Source organism: Aestuariispira insulae, assembly GCF_003385955.1.
GTDB lineage: Bacteria > Pseudomonadota > Alphaproteobacteria > UBA8366 > Aestuariispiraceae > Aestuariispira > Aestuariispira insulae.
Map to the genome: position 1 here is coordinate 1 of NZ_QRDW01000020.1, position 18311 is coordinate 18311.

At 53.9% G+C, this 18311-nt stretch carries 14 protein-coding genes; 9 read left to right on the top strand and 5 right to left on the bottom strand.

The annotated features are described in order from the left end of the window. Positions 1–175: 175 nt before the first annotated feature. Both DFP90_RS21795 and DFP90_RS21800 read right to left on the bottom strand, forming a co-directional pair. Entirely contained in the window at positions 176–1090 is a 915-nt protein-coding gene (locus DFP90_RS21795) for an AraC family transcriptional regulator (protein WP_115939517.1), read from the bottom strand. 39 nt (positions 1091–1129) lie between these two features. Beyond that, positions 1130–1933 (bottom strand): helix-turn-helix domain-containing protein, encoded by an 804-nt coding sequence (locus DFP90_RS21800; RefSeq protein ID WP_245957148.1) that lies wholly within the window; start codon positions 1931–1933, stop codon positions 1130–1132. Positions 1934–2854: 921 nt separating this feature from the next. On the opposite strand from DFP90_RS21800, the gene DFP90_RS23010 reads away from it, so the two are divergent. The 3 genes from DFP90_RS23010 (at position 2855) to DFP90_RS21815 (ending at position 4633) form a co-directional block, all read left to right on the top strand. Then, the gene (locus DFP90_RS23010) at positions 2855–3409 is read left to right on the top strand and encodes a helix-turn-helix domain-containing protein (protein WP_181905512.1); all 555 of its coding nucleotides are present in this window, start codon (positions 2855–2857) and stop codon (positions 3407–3409) included. A gap of 238 nt (positions 3410–3647) precedes the next feature. Further along, positions 3648–4286 (top strand): hypothetical protein, encoded by a 639-nt coding sequence (locus DFP90_RS21810; RefSeq protein WP_147301103.1) that lies wholly within the window; start codon positions 3648–3650, stop codon positions 4284–4286. 125 nt (positions 4287–4411) lie between these two features. After that, the gene (locus DFP90_RS21815) at positions 4412–4633 is read left to right on the top strand and encodes a hypothetical protein (RefSeq protein WP_115939526.1); all 222 of its coding nucleotides are present in this window, start codon (positions 4412–4414) and stop codon (positions 4631–4633) included. A gap of 131 nt (positions 4634–4764) precedes the next feature. Here DFP90_RS21815 and DFP90_RS21820 read toward each other — a convergent pair whose 3' ends face one another. Continuing rightward, complete coding sequence (locus DFP90_RS21820; RefSeq protein ID WP_115939528.1) at positions 4765–5682, bottom strand: EAL domain-containing protein; 918 nt, start codon at positions 5680–5682, stop codon at positions 4765–4767. A gap of 69 nt (positions 5683–5751) precedes the next feature. After that, entirely contained in the window at positions 5752–6117 is a 366-nt protein-coding gene (locus DFP90_RS22740) for a hypothetical protein (RefSeq protein WP_147301104.1), read from the bottom strand. Between DFP90_RS22740 and DFP90_RS22745 the strand changes: the two genes are divergently transcribed. From DFP90_RS22745 to DFP90_RS21840, 4 genes are all read left to right on the top strand, one after another. Beyond that, a complete protein-coding gene (locus DFP90_RS22745) occupies positions 6116–6337 on the top strand; it encodes a hypothetical protein (protein WP_147301105.1) in 222 nt (73 codons plus the stop codon). The two genes, DFP90_RS22740 and DFP90_RS22745, sit on opposite strands and share 2 nt — an antisense overlap. Beyond that, positions 6337–7629, top strand: coding sequence for a C80 family cysteine peptidase (locus tag DFP90_RS21830; RefSeq protein WP_115939532.1), 1293 nt, complete (start codon positions 6337–6339; stop codon positions 7627–7629). Before DFP90_RS22745 ends, DFP90_RS21830 begins: the two co-directional genes overlap by 1 nt. 83 nt (positions 7630–7712) lie before the next feature. Next, positions 7713–8975 (top strand): C80 family cysteine peptidase, encoded by a 1263-nt coding sequence (locus DFP90_RS21835; protein ID WP_115939534.1) that lies wholly within the window; start codon positions 7713–7715, stop codon positions 8973–8975. A 557-nt stretch (positions 8976–9532) separates the two neighbouring features. Beyond that, positions 9533–12877 (top strand): Ulp1 family isopeptidase, encoded by a 3345-nt coding sequence (locus tag DFP90_RS21840; RefSeq protein ID WP_181905514.1) that lies wholly within the window; start codon positions 9533–9535, stop codon positions 12875–12877. Between the two features lie 69 nt (positions 12878–12946). Here DFP90_RS21840 and DFP90_RS21845 read toward each other — a convergent pair whose 3' ends face one another. Beyond that, positions 12947–14845 carry a WD40 repeat domain-containing protein gene (locus tag DFP90_RS21845; protein ID WP_115939538.1) on the bottom strand — a complete coding sequence of 633 codons (1899 nt, stop codon included), beginning with the start codon at positions 14843–14845 and terminating at the stop codon, positions 12947–12949. A gap of 476 nt (positions 14846–15321) precedes the next feature. On the opposite strand from DFP90_RS21845, the gene DFP90_RS21850 reads away from it, so the two are divergent. Both DFP90_RS21850 and DFP90_RS21855 read left to right on the top strand, forming a co-directional pair. Further along, positions 15322–17640 (top strand): hypothetical protein, encoded by a 2319-nt coding sequence (locus tag DFP90_RS21850; RefSeq protein ID WP_147301107.1) that lies wholly within the window; start codon positions 15322–15324, stop codon positions 17638–17640. Positions 17641–17782: 142 nt separating this feature from the next. Continuing rightward, on the top strand, positions 17783–18271 hold the full coding sequence (locus DFP90_RS21855) for a hypothetical protein (protein WP_115939542.1): 489 nt from the start codon (positions 17783–17785) through the stop codon (positions 18269–18271). Positions 18272–18311 lie beyond the last annotated feature (40 nt).

Genomic DNA, 18311 nt, shown 5'->3' on the forward strand with positions numbered 1-18311 from the left:
ATCTGTTCTTCGCTAAATCGACTGCGCTTCATGTCCGTCTCCTTTTATTGGACGGACTCTACTCATTTTTGGAGGAGTTTTAAGGGCTCACGTCAAATGCCCGCGATGGATGAAGGAAAAACGGGAGCGGCTGATCTTAAGGCTCATGACTGAACGGGTTGGTTAGGCGGGGATGTTATGCGGAATGGGAGTTGCGATAATTGCGCGGGGTGTTGTCTGTTGCCTTTCGGAAACGCTCTGAAAAATGAGCCGCATTCTTGTACCCGCAAAGCTGGGCAATTTCCGTTATCGGCAGGTCGGACTGGGTTAACAGCCGCTTGGCCTTCGATATGCGTAAATGTTGAAGATACTGTCCCGGTGGCATCCCGTAACTGTTTTTAAAAAGGCGCTGGAACTGTTGGGCGGAAATCTCCAGGAAGTCTGAAAGCTCCTCTACAGAACGAATCTTGGGCAGATAGATCTTCATGTAGTTTTCCAGGAGATGCCGTTGCGGCGATGTCAGGCTGGGCGCGTTTGCACAAGGCTCGGTTTTTTTGTCGCAAAAGCCGAAGGCAAATGACTGAAGAAGCATGACGCAGGCGTGATGCAAGGCCCTGCCATCAAAGCGGTTTTCCCATTCCAGCTTGTCGATGATGGTGTCAAAAATAACAGGAATATCCTGGGTATGATGGAGGGTTAATTCAGGCATTTCTGTGATGTTCAAGCCGAGCAGGCGATTGATGGAGCTGAGTTTGAAGAACAAAAGGTAAAGCCGGGCTTCCCCTTCATGCCAGACGATATAGGGGGATCCGGATGGACGGGTTGAGATCCTGGTTTGTTGGTCTCCCCTTTGGATCAGGCCCTCCCGGCCCTGCAAAGACATGTTTTCGGCCCCTTTGGAGGCATAGCATAGCGAATGATACTGTAAATCCCGGAATTCCAAGAAAGAGGCGCTGCCGGGATGATAGGTTTCGCAGAGAATGAAGCCGTGTTCCAAGACCGCTTTGCGCCGGATCTGGTATCCCAAACTGACGAGCCTTTCCAGAGGGTCCTCATGTGCCTTTTCCTCATCAGAAAAAAGATCGGCCGGGCCGTCCAGGGCATGGGTCATATTTCAATCTCCATTCCGGTATTGGTACCGATGCCGGCATTAACGGCAATTGGCGGCTCGAAACTGGACGGGGCTCAGCCCTGTCTCCTGTTTTATTCGCTTGCTCAAATGCCCGTGTGAGGAAAAACCGCAATGATGCGCGATCTCTGTGACGCTAAGGCTTGTTTTGATGAGCAATGATCTTGCCAGGCTCAAACGCTGCTTCATAACAAATGTGTGTGGGGGTTCGCCCAAGGAGGCTTTGAACTGACGCGCAAAATGGAAACTGCTTAAGCCGGCAATTTCCGCCAGGCGGTCTATTGTGATGGTGTCACTGATATTGGCCTCAATATAGTCACGGACCCTTTTGAGCGGCGCCGGTGCCATTTTGCCCCTGCTGCGGAAACGCTGCGACTTTGGCGGTTTGTGATCGCGAATGAGGCTGTATAAGAGGGCATGGCAGCATTCAGACAAAAGGGTTCCACAGGAAGGCACGCCCCAGTCCTGTTTTCCCAATATGTTTTCGAAGGCCAAGGAGAACATGGGGATATTCGCCGTGGCATCCTCACGCAATTCCAAATTGGACTCTTGGTCATCCGTCGCTTCTGAATAAAGTCTGGAGAAATATTCGGGAGTCACATTCATCGAGATGCCGCTTGACGGCAGATTGTACCGGAAGGAGTTTTCGCATTTTGCATTGATGATATGCATGATGTCCTGGTTGTCCTGGATATATGCGCGCTCATCAAATTTTCGATAATAGTTGCTGCCCCCGCTTGTGAGCTTTGTCAGGGCGTGAAATTTCCGGCCTGATGGGAAGTGCAGTGTTCTCTCGCTTTCTTTGATTTCCCAGTCATAAAGCACCAAATCCGGGCCGAGTGGGATTGACCTTCGGATCTTGCCTTTGAAACTGGTGAACAGGTGAAGGTTGTCGTGCCTGGACACCTTGCTCTTTTGACGCTGCTGCACTTGCTTTCTGCCTTACTTAAATCATTGCGGGAAGCATTCTGTTTCCCCTTCTTATGTCCCTGGCTTCCGGTCTCGTTCTGATGCGCTGTCTGCCGTCTGGATGCGAACGGGCTGACGGCAAAGACCAGCACATAAAACAGAGAAGCCTCCGCACAACCTCTCAGAGAATATGGAGCTCGGAACAAGGCAACGATCATACCAAAAATTGGGTATCATCGATTAAGTCTATTTCGTCAATAGACTAATTCCAGTAACTTTTATAATCAATTTTGCTATAAAACGAATTGAGTTTAGTTGTTGAAAAACAATAGTATTAAATGATTTCAGGAATTTGAAAGAGTCTGTGGGACAAAAAATCGATAGTTTTTCGGCAAGCAGGTGCAAGCGAGAAATTGGGTTTCCTGATACCACAACAGGCATACCGATTTTTACGGATAAAACACCTATTGATTGTGGTTGCTGGAAATGGTGCGGAGTAACAAAGCCGGGTTGTGCCACGGGATCGATGTGTTAAAGGACAATGGCGCGCGCATAGACAGGGAAATTGAGTTTGGGGCGGATCTTGGGCTGTATGTATGGACCGCGGAATCAACAACCGATTGTTGGAAATTTCCCTCCGGCCGCCTGCATAATTCGATTTCACACAGCCTGCAGGGTGCGGAGGGAATAAGGCGGCGTTCTGACAGTTCGGTTCTGTCGAAACGCCAAGGGGATCTGATCGCATTCTTTGCGGATGAATCCTGGGACTCCCAACTCACGGCGGATCTGACAGCCTTCAATTTGTATTACAAACCGCAATATCTGGAATGTCTGGCGATGTCGGCCTTTGATAAGGAGTTGCCGAACCTGGATATCGCGAGAGCGCGCCTGGGCGAAGATGATGTAATCCGCAACGTGATCAATCGATTTATTCTTCCGGCCCGGTGGCGCGATGCGGGAAATGAAATCTATCTGTCCCATATGATCCATATGGTGCTTTACCGTTTCATGAGTTTGTCGGTTGAAGGATTGGATACTCTGCAAAACCGCGTGGGGGGATTGGCTGAGAAAAAGGCGAAGGAGGTGGAGGAGTTTATGCGTGCCAATCTCTCTGAAAAGCTGTCTGTGTCGCAGCTGGCGGAGCTAACGGGGATGAGCGTTTTTCATTTCCTCAGGTCTTTTAAGATCCGTTTCTCGGTCACGCCCTACCAGTATCTGAGCAAACTGAGGTTGGAGAGAGCCAAAAATCTGCTTCTCACCACCCAAAGGCCGATCTCTGACATTGCACTGGACTGCGGCTTCTCCAATCAGTCGCATTTGACGATGCGCTTTAAGAAGGCGATTGATCTGACGCCTGGCCAATATCGGGGGTGTCAGCGGTTGTTCCAATGACGTTTACGTGGAACTTTAGTCCTTTCAACCAGTATAATTATGCCGGTTATCAAGATATAACCAGCCTGTAGAAGCTGATCATCCCCGCCCTGTGCTAGACCCTTCACAGACTTGTTCGTGAGGGGGGCTGATGCGCGATTTCTTTTCTCAATCGCCTATATATGAGTTGCTTCAGACAGCTGCCGCCAGACAGTTATGCGATCAACTGGATCAATATCTTCGGCACGCATTCTTCAGAGTGGCAAAAAACCATCTGTTTTCGAAAGAGACAGGCGCACTGTCTGATCCCGATGATTGCATGGATGTGGTTCCGGCCCTTTTGAGGGCGATTGAGACATCTTCCTGTCTGTTGCCGGATATTTTCGCCGCGGCTCAGGAAAACGCCCGGGCAAGGCCGTTTCACCGCGCCAGGGTTGAGGCGGTCCCGTTAACCGCTTTTCAGCCAGCTTATGAAAAAGCGGAAATCGCAACCATTGTCACCAATATCTGCTATTCCGCCTACCTGGCGGGGATTGTTGAGGAAACGGAAATCATTGCGGAAGCCCTTATCATTCTGTTTCCGGCGTCTCCAATCGGCTACATGCTGACGGCGTTGCTGTTGATTGAAGCGGGCAGCATTCAACATGCAATCGCTTTTCTGGAGGCCAGTGGCGAACCAACTCTTCACGATTCGCCATTGCTGGCCCAAATCTATCTGTTGGCAATAAAACATAGTGAAGACGCTTTGGCGGATCCCGGGGACAGGGGGATCGCCACGGCTAACGATAATTTGGCGATCGCAGTAAGGACCTATGTTGAAGAGAGTTTCATTTTCTCGAGGCTGGACCACCCCTCTATGGATCACCTCTCTATCGATCGCGGTCTGGCGGGGGACTAGGGGGGGATTGCCAGACGGCTGAAAAGTCTCCGTTTCATATGGAGTTATAGGCATATCCTATTGGTTTCAAGCAGGGGCGTGAAGCAGACTGTTTATGCTTTGAAACTCAATTAAGGAGAAGACATATGGGTCCGCTTTTGGCCGCAGCCTTCATCGCTCCATCGGTTATTTCAATGGTTTCGATGAATGGCGGTGTGGAGAATACGGTGAAGTCCTTTTTGGGGCAGGAAACCGAACAGCAAAAACAGGCGCGTGAAACAAGCGAAAGAACGATTGATGCGCTGACCGAAAGCATCACGATGAAATATTCGAATGAGCCGGAGGAAGGCCAGGCACTGGCCAGTTAACACGGTTTGGTTTCAGTATTCTTTCCCGTATCAAATTGTACCTGCAGCCCCAGTCTTCCTATGGCCGGGGCTGCTTTTTTATCCATTTTGTGAAAAATTTGTCCGATGCTGGCAAGAAGGGGGGACGGCCGTCAGCCATTGTCGCATGTCAGCATTTCGGGGCGGCCGAAAAAATAGCCTTGCCCGAGATCCACCCCCATGGCCTTCATTTTTCTGGCCTGTTCCCCGGTTTCGATCTTTTCGGCGACAATGCGGGCTCCCATCGCCTGGCATCGTTTGATGACAGAGGATAAAAAACCGTCCCTGTCATCACCAAAATCGATTTTATGGAGGTAATTGCCGTCCAGTTTTACGATATCGACTTTCAGGTCGGTCAGCGATTGGAAGGATGTGCTGCCGGAACCAAAATCGTCGATGCAGGTTTTCACGCCGAGCTGCCTGAGGCGCTGGAGATTGTTGTTCAGATGCGCAAAATCGCTGATCCGGACAGTTTCGGTAAGTTCGATGATCAACTTCATGCCAAGGCTGCTGTCCTGTCGCACGGCGCCTTCAATATCACGGATGATGCTTTCGTTGGAAAGTGACGTGCTGGAGAGGTTGACGGCGATGGGGACCGGTTCCGCCGACATGCGGCTGATATGCTGGATCACCTTGTTGACCATCCGGCGGTCAAACTCATGAATAATGTCGGCTTTCTCCAGAAACCCTATGAAACTGCTCTGACAGTCACCGCCGTTGAACCTGGCCAGGGCTTCATAATGATGAAGCTGATTATCGCCGAGGCAGACAATTGGCTGCAGGGCGATCCGGAACCGGTTTTCGGCAATTAGCTTTCTCGCGGTCCTGATGGAGGTGACCAACTCGTCAAACCGGCTGGTATGATAGGGGGCCGGGGTCGATGGCGCTTTTTGGCGGCCTGTTTGAAGTTCACTGACGGCAAAAAAAAGCGCCTTTACGAGATCAGACGAAAAATCGATGGGCTCGCACGGGGGCAAAGGAAGACTTTGGCTTTCCTTTCCGCAGATTGCTCTATTGCCGGATTCAGACATGCTTGTTCAGTTCCCGCCTGCCCCAAGTGACTTGCACAGGGAATGATCGTAAAGGCCTGATCCATAGATTCATAATCTTGTTTGATTAATTAACCATAGTCCCGGCTTAATAATGTTTTGCGCCGCCGTTTCGCGGCAGATGGTTTTGGCAGAGGCATAGTTGCCGGGAATGGGCTTATAGATATTCGGTAATAATATTTTGCCTTCGAACAGGTCTTGAATAATTTCGCAATCATTTTTTCTGGAGGTGACTATGAGTGACGGCACTATCGGTTCAGCGGTTGGCGGTCTTGGCAATATCCAACCAAATTTCGAAACAATGCCGCTGGAGGGCGGTGCTGTATCTTTTGGTGCCGGAAATTCGGCGAATTCAATAATGGGGGGACTCCTCTCGGAGCTTTCGATGATGGGGGGGCTCCTCTCGGAGCTTTCCATGAGGGAAGCAGATGCAGATTCCATCGAGCTAGCGGATCAGGAAACCGTCAGAGCGGTATCGGACGAATTTGTGAATGCGGAGACGGGCGCTTCAACGGCGATTGGCGGAAAAGGAAGCCTGGCAATCCCTCTGGAATTCCAATCGGGGGGATTGCTGCTATCCGGCCCGCCGCTGTTCTGGAATGCGGAGGGATCATCATTTGCCGGGTGGGAGAGGTGATGGATATCGAAGGATCAAGAGCTGCCGGAAGCTGCAGGGGCTCGCCGGCTGAAACCAATTCAGGCGATGACCAAACCAAGCGGGATATCCCTGCGGGACCCGGTGTGAAACTGTTTCACTCGATTGGCGGGCGCCGCCCCGGCGCTGCGGAGGCAAAAGAAAAGCTCAGCCAGGATTTTCTTGCAAAATTTGACGGCATTGGGGCTTTGCTGGCGAAAATCAGAAACAATGATGTCGTCAGGGACCGTCCGCTGCTTCAAGAGAGGGTCGATGACATCGAACGTGCCGACAGTGCAGCGGGCCTGGCTCGGGCGCTTTTTGAGTTGGATACCGCCGTTGGCGGCTTTTCCCGGGCGAGATTGGCCGATGGGCGTTTCACCCATATGGAAAAGGAGGATACGCAGAGGTTTTTGCATGATGTGCAAAGCCTGGTGAGTCTCAGCCAAAAGCCAAATGACCAGGAACGCCACCGGATCCTGACGGATTTCATCGCGTCACAGTCTTTTTCCCCGGATGTTCCGTTGAGCGACTGGGTCAAACCGTCAGAGGCCCTTTTGCCGCAGAGGCCCTATCGGGCAACAGCGGAGGGGTATGCGATCCGGCTGATCCTTCAGGCGGAAAATGATCCGGTTGTTTTCAAGGGCGGCGTCAATCTTGTGGGAAAGCATCCGGAAAGCACGATCCTGGCCCAATGGGATCCGGCAACTGCCGCTATCCGGATCGTGTATAATCCAACGGACTGCCCTTATGTCAGGGATGGGGAATTGGCATTTGATGCGAAGGGGGGCAGGCAGGGGGATGATGACCCCTCCACGGTCTTGCCGGAACAGTGGAAACTAACCTTGCTGGGTCACGGTTCGGATGACAACACTGTCGCCGGCAGAAGCGGCGCTGAAATGGCCGGTTGTTTCCTGGAGATGGGGGCCGCGAATTTTGCAAAATCCTTCCCGGGGAAAATTACGCTGATGTCCTGTTCCGGCGTGCAGGATGAGACGGCAGGTGCGGCCTATGAATTCATGCAGACGATTTCCCGTGACGGGATTGAGAATGGCCGAACAGCTGCGGAGATCAGCCGCCTCAGGCTTTCCGCTTTCAAGGGCCCGGTGACAACGTCGGTTGACGGTCGAAGGGTCAGCGGTTTCTCCTTGCCGGCAATCTCCGCCCAACTTCATCTCAATAGTAAGATCATTCCGGAAAACACCTCTGACGGGGAAGGGGGAGAGACCGTTTTCTGGAATAGGAAGGTTGAGTTCTCAGCCCGGCATCCTGGCGGCAAATCTATTAATTCATAAGCAAATCCTAATTCCCTTCCGGCCACAGCTTGTGAGAGAAGATTTCTAACCGGGAAATCACAGCTTTTGAAGAGGCGCGACCCATGGGAATTTGCAGCTCCAAAACCGATACCAAGGTCTACCGGCCGCCTGCGCCGGCGCCAGGGCCCGCTGCGCAGGTGAAAATTGAACAGGCAGCTGTTCCCGGCGTGAAGATTTCCCATAGCCTGAAGGTGGCAAGGGCGGTCGCCCCGGAAAAACAGCAGGAGATCGAAGAGGCCTTTCTGAATAGATTTGAAGGCAAAGAGAGGCTATTGGCTAAGATCAAGAAGAATCTTGTGGTTTCAAACCGGCTGCCGCTCAAGGAAAAGATCGCGAATTTTGAACAGGCCCGGACCGCGGCGGGAAAGGCGCAGGCGCTTCATGATCTTGGGGTCTATCTGGATTATATTTATACGGCGTTTTCTGATGAAGGCGGGGTCGGCTGTAGCTACGAGCGAAGGTTCTACGAGGGGCTTAAGCAGGATTTCGAAATGCTTGTGACGGCCTCCGCCAGGTCACAGAAAACCGACCAGTATAGGAGCGTGAAAAGCTACTGCGAAAGACATCATTTTTCTGAGGCCGCCCCTTTGCAGGGTTGGGTCAAGCCGGACGCGGAAATCATGGCCCCGGCGCAGTTTCGCCTGCCGAAAAACGGTTATGGGGTGCGGTTGGTCTTGCAGGCGCAAAATGATGATCGGGTGCTCAAGAATGTGATCAACCTGACAGGCAAGCACCCGGAAAACACCATTGTCGCCCAGTGGGATCCGAAGCATGAGGCAATCCGTGTCGTGCATCATCCGGTAAACTGCCCCTACGTTGAAAATGGAAAGCTGGCTTTCGGCACCGGAAAAGAGGCGGAAGGCCTCCCGTTTCCCCGGGATTGGAAATTGACCCTGGTCGCGCATGGTGATGAGGCGGCGCAGGTCGCCGGCCTGAAAGGGGATGAGCTTGCGGCATCCTTCATGAAGATGGCGGATGCGCATTTTGAGCAGGCATTCCCAAAAAAGATAGCGCTTATGAGCTGTCAGGCCGCCAGGGATGGAATGGATGGCGCCGCCTCGAAATTTATGGAGAGGCTTGCGCGTGCGGACGTGGAGCACGCGCGCAGCGATCCCGAAATCCATGAATTGAAACTGAGTGCCTTCACCACAAGCGTGGGCACCTCCATTGATGGTAGAAAAAAAGGGTTCGTAAACATCCCGGGAAGCGCGGGGAGACTGACCATAAACGGGAAAATCCAACCGGAAGCCGGTGCGTCAGACGACGCCAGCGCCGGTTTGTTTGCCAGCCGGGTCGTCGAATACCGGGCCCATAGAAACCGATAAGGCGACCATCGCCAGACAGTCCCGGGGGCCGTGGGCAAAATCAGGCTTCAATATATCAAATTATAAAGCCAATGTATTAGTGATCGGTGTCATTCAACTTCTACACTTTCATAGGAAAGCGGGCATGTTTTGCCCATCTGACATGCGGCCGTCAGCGCTTGTTCAGAAGCTTATTCTTGGAAAACCTGTGGATTGTGGGGGTGAAAATGGTCGGAACAGTCAACGATACGGCGTCTTCAGTTAGCGGGGCGGAAACACCCCGCTCAGAGGGGCAGTCTGAAGCCGATGTGCACCCGCTTGGTCTCCGTTTGCCGGGGTTCTCTCGCACAAGCCACTCCAACCTTTCGCCCATGTCCAGGCAGGGGGGCGGATCCGTCCGGTCGGAGGGGGCAAGATCCAGCAATACCACAGGCTCTGGGCAGCATAGTGTCGCTAGCAATGTGGTTCGCACGATAACCTCCGCCGGGGGGACGGTTGCAGGATTTCTGACGGGGCAGTCGGAGTTGCCTTCGGACAGTGACCCTGGGATCACCAGATCGGAGCGCCCGGGAATTGAAATGCAGGGGGAACCATCCGTTCAAAACACCCGCGCCATCCGGCAGGCCCTGCTCGAGGGCCCTTCCGAATACTCCCCCCATTCAACGGCCAAATTTTTGCTTGATGATGCCTTTTCCTCGCCAATCAACCAAGGCTATCTGTGGGCGATGTTCTCTCTCGCCCGCCCTCCTGAAATTTTCCTCGCAGAAGGGATGGATGGCTATCAGACCTCAATGGGCGATATCGTCAAAGACACCGAGCATGAATTCAGCGAGTTCACCAAAGATAAGTTTTTGCCCGCTTGCACTATCGGCCTGCAGATTGTTGGGGGTTATTACACACTGGCCGCTGCCCTGGGCAACGGGTACAAAGCCTATAAAGGTGCGCAATCCTATCTGGCGGATCAAAAGAACATCGGCCATATGAATTTTATCCGCGAAACCCTGGTGCCGCACAATCTGGCCATGTCCCGGTTGGAGGCAAACACATCCAAGATCGCCTTGATGAATAAAGGGGAGGGAGCAGCAGACTGGTCCAGGGAGGGCCTGATGGAGGAAACAACAGCCGCGCTGTCCGAAATAGGCGATAAGAACCCTGAGATCATTGCCCGCATGGCAGGGACGCCGGCGTCCTTGGAGAAAGAGATCGAGACGGCAAGGGCAACATGTGAGCGGTTGGTAGGCGAGTTGAACGGCGCTCGGGAACCGGCCGCTGATCCGGAGTCGGACCCAGAGGCCGATTTGGAGGGCCAGGCCAGGGAAAACCTGGCGGCTGCAGACAGGCGGCTGGCAAACTTGATACATGAGCGCGATGCTATACCGGCTGCAAAGGAACATTTGGAGGCGCTCTCTGAACAAATAGCGAGCGCTGGCAATTTGGGCGATTTGGTCCAGAGCATGGCTGCGGCAAAGAATGACAGAAATGGAGCAGAGCTTTACCAGGAGATCCAGGCGCTGGAGGAAGGAATGGCCGTTGCAAATATGAAGGCGATGACGGCCATGTCAGAGGTTCACAGGCTCGAAGACCTGGGGAGCTTTACCCGGGTGGGCCCCGCCAATGTCAGCCAGGCGGCGCATACCGTCTTAGGTGTCTGCACCAGCGTCTTGAACTTTGACGGGGTGCTAAACTCTTTCGGAAAAAAATACAGTGACCTGGCCCATTGGATGGCGAATGGCGCCGAAAAAGGCAGCGTGGCTGACAAGGCTGTTAACGCGGTGAAAGGTTGGAAGGTTACTGCCTTTGGCGGCCGCGCGGTTGGCTTTGGCCTGAAAAGCCTGAAGGAATATACCCAGCTCAATCAGGAAATCTCTGTTGAGACCTATCTCGGGGACGGTGCGACACCGGAACAGAGAAATGCTGTTAAGGCACTAATTGAAAACAGAAAAATGACCCTCGATGTGGCATGGCAGAGCGATTTTGGAAAAGCTGGAACCGATGGCGCGGCGGCGGGTGTGTCCATAGATCATTTCTCCCCCGTCTTGGGCAAGTCGGTCATGTTTGCGGGGGCGTCGCTTGGGATCTGGAACAGATTGAAGACCCATGAAAAAAGCAATGCCATCGAGGTTTCCGGTCTTCAAGCGACGAAGAAGGAATTCGAGGCCGACACCGAAGCGCGGAAGATCAAAATTGCGGCGGAATTCGCCGATCTGTTCGGGGCGCCTACGGAACGAAGCCGAGCTTTTGACAACTCCAAGAAGATTTTCGAAGAAAGGGGGATCCTCGGAAACATGATCCATGGGGGGTTTCGGAAGACTCGCTACAACAGGGCTTCGCCTGAAATCCAACAGAGCATGATGAACCCGGCGGAAGCCATGGCCTCGCCTAAGATGACCCCCTATCTGCTGGCTAATGTGCTGTTTGAAATCCCGGCGGAAAGCTCTCAGAGGCTGATTAAGGATCTCTATGATGTAAATGTCGACCTGGCTCTGCTGACACAGATGAAACAGGCGGTTGCGGATTATCAAAATGCCCGGACGCCAGCGGGGGAAGCAGGGGATGGCACGGCCGATAATGTTGTGGAAGAATTGGTGATGTCGGTTGCAAAGAGAATTAACTGGCATATTGGACAGCGGGATTCCAACTATCTGATGCCGGCGGGCTGGACGGATCAGGCCGTAAAGGCAAGGGGAGATGACGGAAACGGCGGTGCCGATGATCCGCAGGCGCCCGATGGGCCGACCTCCAGCATTGTGGCGGAACCGGGGAGTGATGCAACCCTGCCTGATATAGAAAACCAGCGCGGCTCAGGGTATGCCGGATCCGAAAACACAGAGCCTCAGGAGACCAGCCTATCGGGCGGCGGTTTGCCCTCAGGTGACAATCCGTTACGCGCTCCTGGGACCAGAGGGATAACAGATCATCCGCAAGGCGCCTGGCATGACGCGGGCGGGGACAATATGTCGAACGCAAGCCGGATGAGCAGCTCTCTGGAATTTGAAGGGCCTTTTGATATTGAAAGCACCGGCGGGCTGGAAACGCCGCAGTCGCCCCGTTCGGACATGCCTCCTGCCGCGCTGGGAAGCCCTTCCGCCGATGATCGTTTCATCTCTGTCTTTAAAAATTTCCTTCAGGACAGAATTGGAGATCAGCAGGTGGTCGGCGAGATTGCCCAGTCCCTCGAGCCGGGGCAATATATGCATCAGGATATATTGAATGCCGGACTGGCAACCTTGCAGAATAATGGTGCCATCATTCAGACCGGTGAATTTTTCACCCTTTCGACAGCTGACAGGCCCGTTCCCCCCGGGCAGGCCGGCAGAAATGCGAATAACAGCCTTGTGACGGATCCAGGTCGCTTTGCCGTAAAACTGGCAGAGGCGCTTTCCATAGCGGAGGGCAAGCCGGTTGTCGTTCCGGTCAATGTGGATAATGCACATTGGGTGTCCCTGACGGTGCGGCAGGGGGATGACGGCACCCGTGAAGCGCATATGTTCGACAGCCTGCCAAATGATGGATCATACACGCTGTTGAAAAGCCTGGTTCAACAGGTGCTGGGGCAGGATCTGGCGGTCACCAGAAGCAATACGGCCTGGCAGCAAAAAGAAGGAGAGCTTGACTGCGGTCCACATGTTTTCGGTTTTGCGCAGTCCCTGGGGGACCCGGATAATCAAAACAGAAGTCTCGTTGAGGTCTCAGAGGCCTATATTGCCGGGGCAAAAAACTTGGACCTTGGTGGGCAGGCATCGACCCTGAGGCGCAATCTTATGGCAAATCTCTTCATCAACCGGCTCAAGGAGACGGGGCCTTTATCATCCGGGGACGCCCGGCCAGCGTCCGCGCCGACAGGGGCGGTGGATACGGACGGGCCGCCTACGGCAGAGGCCCATCCGGACCATGTGGTAATCGACATGCCTTCGGACGATTAAGAGACTGAGGAAGGGTAAAGCAAAGGTGGCCATGATGGGTGCATGGCCGCTTTTGCGCCGATGCGGGCGTTAGCGATACAGGCTGGAAACCATTTCCTTCTGGCGTGCGGCCGAGGCGTTAGATAACGCTGACTTGTCAATTGAACTGGTCAGCACCAGTTTGCCATCGGATGAAAAGCGAATGTCCGTGACCGGCGCTTCATGCTGGATCGCCTTGACCATTTTGGAATCCCGTATGGAAACGATCCTGGTTTCTCCGTCATCCGATGCCGTGGCGATCAGCGATCCGTCATCAGAAAACGCAATTTCATGGATTTCCCCGTTATGCTGAATTTCTGAATATTGGTGGCTTTCGAAATGGATGAACTGGACCCTGTCTTTCTGGCCCTGCTGAAAAGCAATGGCCTGGCCGCCCGGGGAGAATTCGAGCCTGCTGACAGGGGCCGTCAGTTGGACCGAGCCGAGAGAGTGTTGGTGCGCCATGTCATAAAGCGAGAGTGTGAGCGCCGTACTGCCGACGGGTCCATGCGGATCGGGCTGATAGTCGACGGCGGCGACCCTGTGGGCGTCTTCGGATGTAAAAAAAACTGAATTGCCGGATTCTTTGCTGTGATAGAGCTCGATCTGCGTCTTGGCGATCAAATCCAGAAACTGAATCTTGACTTGCTGATCGGACATAGGATCAACGGTCAGGATACAGTCTTTTTCCTTGGTAATCGTGGATGCGCCGGCCAAAGGGCCGCTTGTCAGTCCGGAAGCGATATCATGGATGCTGGTTTCCCCGCCAGCCGGTGTGATCAGAAGCGATGCCGAATCCCGGGAGAAAGAAAACTCTGATTCAATACCGGTATGGCACGGGATCAGTTTTGGCACACCGCCATCCAGCGGAATGACGCTCATATGCATTTCGCTCATGCAAAGGGCCATCTGTTTGCCGTCCGGCGACAGTTTGATGTCTTCGTTGAAAACGCCGAGGGGGAAGGTTTGTTCGATGGTCTGGTCAGTTTCCAGCCTTGTGATTTTAATGACCCGGTCCCTATCGGTTGTTTCGCTGCTGGTGACCAAAAAACTGTTATCCCTTGAAAGCAGGGCCGAGGTGATGTCCTGGTCATGGGTGACGGCGGCTTTTTGCGCGCCGCTTTTGGCGTCGAAAATCACGGCTTTTCTGCTGCCCTCCGTAGCGCCGCCCAGGACAAAATACTCGATTTCTTCCGGCGCGTGGTTTTCGAGGGCCTGTTTGTCAAACTGAATGTCATCATGGTCCAGTTCGATTGTCTGTCCGCTTTGAAGATCGATGATCCGGGGCGGAGTAAGGGTGAAACCGGCCGCGTCCGGCGAGGCCAGGAATTGAGCCTCCACTGTTGCAAACCGGTCTCCATAGATCGTTGTATTGTCACTGTGCGGCGGAATCGTTGAAATCTGGCGGGGCTGGCCACCGAAAAAATCCCGTTGATAAAGACCGTCGCTTTTTGCTAACAGCATCGTCCGGCTGGTGTTGAGGAACTGGGATGGAAAATGCCGGGCAGGACCCTTTTCGTCCCCGGTCTCATAGAGGAGATGGTCCTGTCCCGGCCCCATAGAAAGCTTCAGCGCGCCATCGGTCTTGGCCGGATCCGGGAAGGAAAGATCCTGCCTGCGGAATAACACCGCCCTTGTGGTCTGATCGGTTTCAAGTTTATGCCGCAACGCCCGGTTGGTCTGGCCCAGAGATCGATAATCCCCGACCGCGACCTGTCCGTTATCCAAAGCCACGCTGATTGCCTTTAAGGTCTCTGTTCGGGCCGCCTGTCCTTGCCCCTGGGGCTGTTGGGTGCGCTGCAGCGCGCCATGCTTCAGAGTTGGCGAAGGCGGGCGTTCGGATCCGAGGGCGGCACTGTCTTTGTCCTTCCCTTCCTGATGGGCCGGGCCGGCCGGGGAGGCCTGCACGCTCGTATTGGGGGAAGGGGTGGCAGGAAATCGATCGACCATGGCAGCAGTCCTTTGGCAATGAGGGATTTCCGCTTACCTACCCATTTCATTCATCGCCGGTCCAATAGCGATCTCCTATGGTTTTAGAAGAATATCGGATGGATGGGAAAAAATTAGAAAGGCACCTTCGCGCCGCATGCCTTACCTGTTGCTGATCGCAAGACGCGGCATTGGAAGTGGGCCTGAATCAAAAGGATTATTTCAATATGGCGACGGTTTTGTTTCAGATTTATTGATATATATCGAATGATTATCGTTGTTTCCGCAAAATCAATTTCCGATCCCGCCGGGACCGCCATAGGGTTTGGCTTTCTATCATCAAAGGTGAGAAAAGACGAATGCCAAACCCATGCAGCCCACGGACAGTTATGTCTTCAACCCCGTCGGATCCGGGCGGTTCAGAGGCGGATTGGGAAACATGTAGATCATGGGGATCTGCGCCGTCCAGCCCCCGCTGCTTGTTGGAAGGGTCGCTGTTGGTTGAAACGGATCGCGCCCATATCACCACCGATCGCCTGCTCAGCCGGCGCGACAGCTTGACCAGGTCTTCAGAGCCGGGGGATTTGGAGCGGAAAGAACCGGGCGGCGGGCATAATGAAAAGGATGCCTTGAAAAAAATCGCCGGATTAACCCAACAACAGGATTGGGCAAAGTCCTTTCGGCTGGGCGCAGGCGATCTGTTGGCGCAATTCGAGAAGATGTCGGCAGATTTTCAAAAAATCAGGGAAAGCGACTTGTTGCGGGAAATCCCGGCGCAGATGGAAGCCTCCGCCAGAGACAGTTCCCCGGCGGGGCCATCGGCTGACCGAAACGGTCTTGGCAGGTTCAAGGAAATCACTCTGGAAGAAAAAAAGCTGAAGAGTTTCTGCCTGGTCTGCGGGGGGATTATCGATGGGTTTGAAAAGGGCACACGGCGGATCAGGAACGGGATTGCGATCCTGACCCGGATCAAGGAGTCGCAGGAAGCAAAAATAAGACTTTTGGACCCAGCGGAAAATGAACATCACAAAAGACAGGGGATTTTGAAACAGGCCACTCTGGGCATCGAGATATTGTCGCAATTTGAGGCGCGGATTTCGGATTCCGGCCTGCCGGGGCGTTTGGGCGACAGGATCGCGACAGATGGCGTTTCCCTGGATGAGGCGGGCGATGCGACCGAAACAACCATTGCGCAGGGGGAATCCGGCTCTGCCGTGGATTTGTCGAATTTCATCACTAAGAAGGATATTGCGGAGATAAAGGGCCTGCGGGCAAAGGCTGTTGCAATCCATTTCCATAAAACGGCCGGCAAGCCTCTGCTGATGCCCTGGGACAGCATCGCCAACAGGGATGATTACAAGCTTCGCCGGGGCAAATACCGAAGCAAAAAATCCATCGATATGCCGGGGCGCGGCCTTACCCATAAACTGGTAAAATGCGGCAAGCCGGTTGCGGGAATGGAAACGGGAAAACAGATCAAACAATATCTGGCTGTTCCCGCCGACAGTGTCTTGGCCAAGGACGGCGTGTTCAAACATAGAGCCAGTGATGAGCGTCAGCTGAAAGACACGGCGGTCGCGGTGCATCTTCAGCAGGTAATCGCCAGTCCGGACGGCTCCCAAACGGCGGTCCTGTTTCCCCGCGAAGTGAAGCTTACCAGCCATAAAGACAAAATGATCGTTGCCGACTGCTGGAAGATTTCGGACAGTTCCTCAGCTTTTGGCCGCGACGGCGCCATGGATCCGGACATTGCCGCACTGACGGACCGGTTTCTTGAAGAGCCGGAAGTCCGTATTTTGCGGATCTCCGAAGGCGATGGCATTCAGTTGGGCGGCAGGATCGAGACCATTCTGGGCCACCCCTCGGAGATTCTTGAAGAGGAAGGCCGCCAGTCCATTCACATCAGGGGCGGGACATATCCCCTGATGGCCGTCACATGTTTTGGCGCCGATACGATCTCGGAGGCGCCCGTTGTCGAGAAAGTGCCTTTTGTGCCGATCAGAAAGAAGGACAAGCATGCGCAAAGCGGCCAGACGGAGGCAATTGGCATCAAGTCCCCCGTCCATGGCCGATTGATGGGGCAGGTGGTGACAAATCCTTCCGGCAGCGATTTCCTGAAATCCGCAGATCCGGAACCGGCCTATTACGCGATTCCTGATCTGTCCATTACGGACCAGAAAACGGAGAGCAAAGGGAAGCTGAAAGCCGCACGCAAGATCGCATTGACCCTGGAAAATATCGGTTTGAAGCGGGTGGATTATAAGGTGACCGACTGTTTCGTGGAAACGGCCAGTGCGGCGAAGGTCCGGCAGGTGTCCGAAAAAGACAAGATGTTCTCTCAGACTTTGTCATATCTGTATGGAAGATACGGTCAGTCGATGATGGATTTCTTCGTCATGGACGAAGAGGCGGTCGACCAGAAAGCAAAATCCCTCTATACGCAAAAAACCTCCGGGGATATTGGGGCGGTGTTTGGGGCTGAAACCAGGCGGTCTGACTGTCCGTCGATTGGCAAGATGGTCGCGACGGGCGGCAGGACGCGGTCGCATCGTGAAAGCGCCGAATTGCAGGAAAAGCTGCATACAAGTTTGCTGAGCTGCCTGTTGGACGGCAAAAATCTTGATGAGGTTATGAAGAGCCTGCCAAAGGAAGTGCATCTCGTTTCGATCGACAATCGGCATCGAAATCATGAAAAAGCCAGCCGGAAAGCGGTAACATCGCTCAATCCCGTCATGCAGGCGGCGGAGGGGGGCAGCCGCATCGCCGAAAGAAACATGAATGTGACCAGCATGATTGGCCTGGCTTTGGCGGGGTGACCGCTTTTGCCCCAGGCGCATGTGGGCGGCGGGTGCCGGGATAACCGCCGCTGATATGTTTATAGGTTTTTTGTAATTCCTCCATGCGAGGGATCGGGGCTCTAATCGTTGATAGATTTCTTTGTTTTGATGGAGAGTTCAGATGACGACGGCCACAGAATCCACCTTAGACAATTTTGCCATTCAACTGGGCGGTTACGGTTCCGGTGATGGAAACAGCTCGACCATGAAAGTCGCCGGTTTCAATGTCGAGACCTCTCATCCGAAGATGGCGGAAGCCTTGAATAACCTGCAGTTGGAAGTCGAGAAGAAAGTGGCTTCTGCGCAAAAGAGCGCGGCCGACGCCAAGGGGGAGGGGGGAGAGCAGTCCGGGGGCTTGCTGGATGGTATGTCGGGGATGATGATGTCCAATCTGGCGGCGCCAATTCTCGGCGGTGCGGCCTTCATGCTCAATGACGATATCCGTGGCGCCGGCTTTGGTCTGGCAAAGAGCCTTGCCGAAGAAGTGCCGATTGTCGGCGGCGCCCTGAGTGGCGCTGTGGGGGCGGCGGAGGATGTGGCCGATACCGTCGCTGGCGGCATTTCGGATGCTGCGGGCGCGGTTGCCGGCGCTTTGACGGGCGGATGCTGAGCCTGGCATGCGGCAGATTGCCGGAGCTTTGATTTCTGCC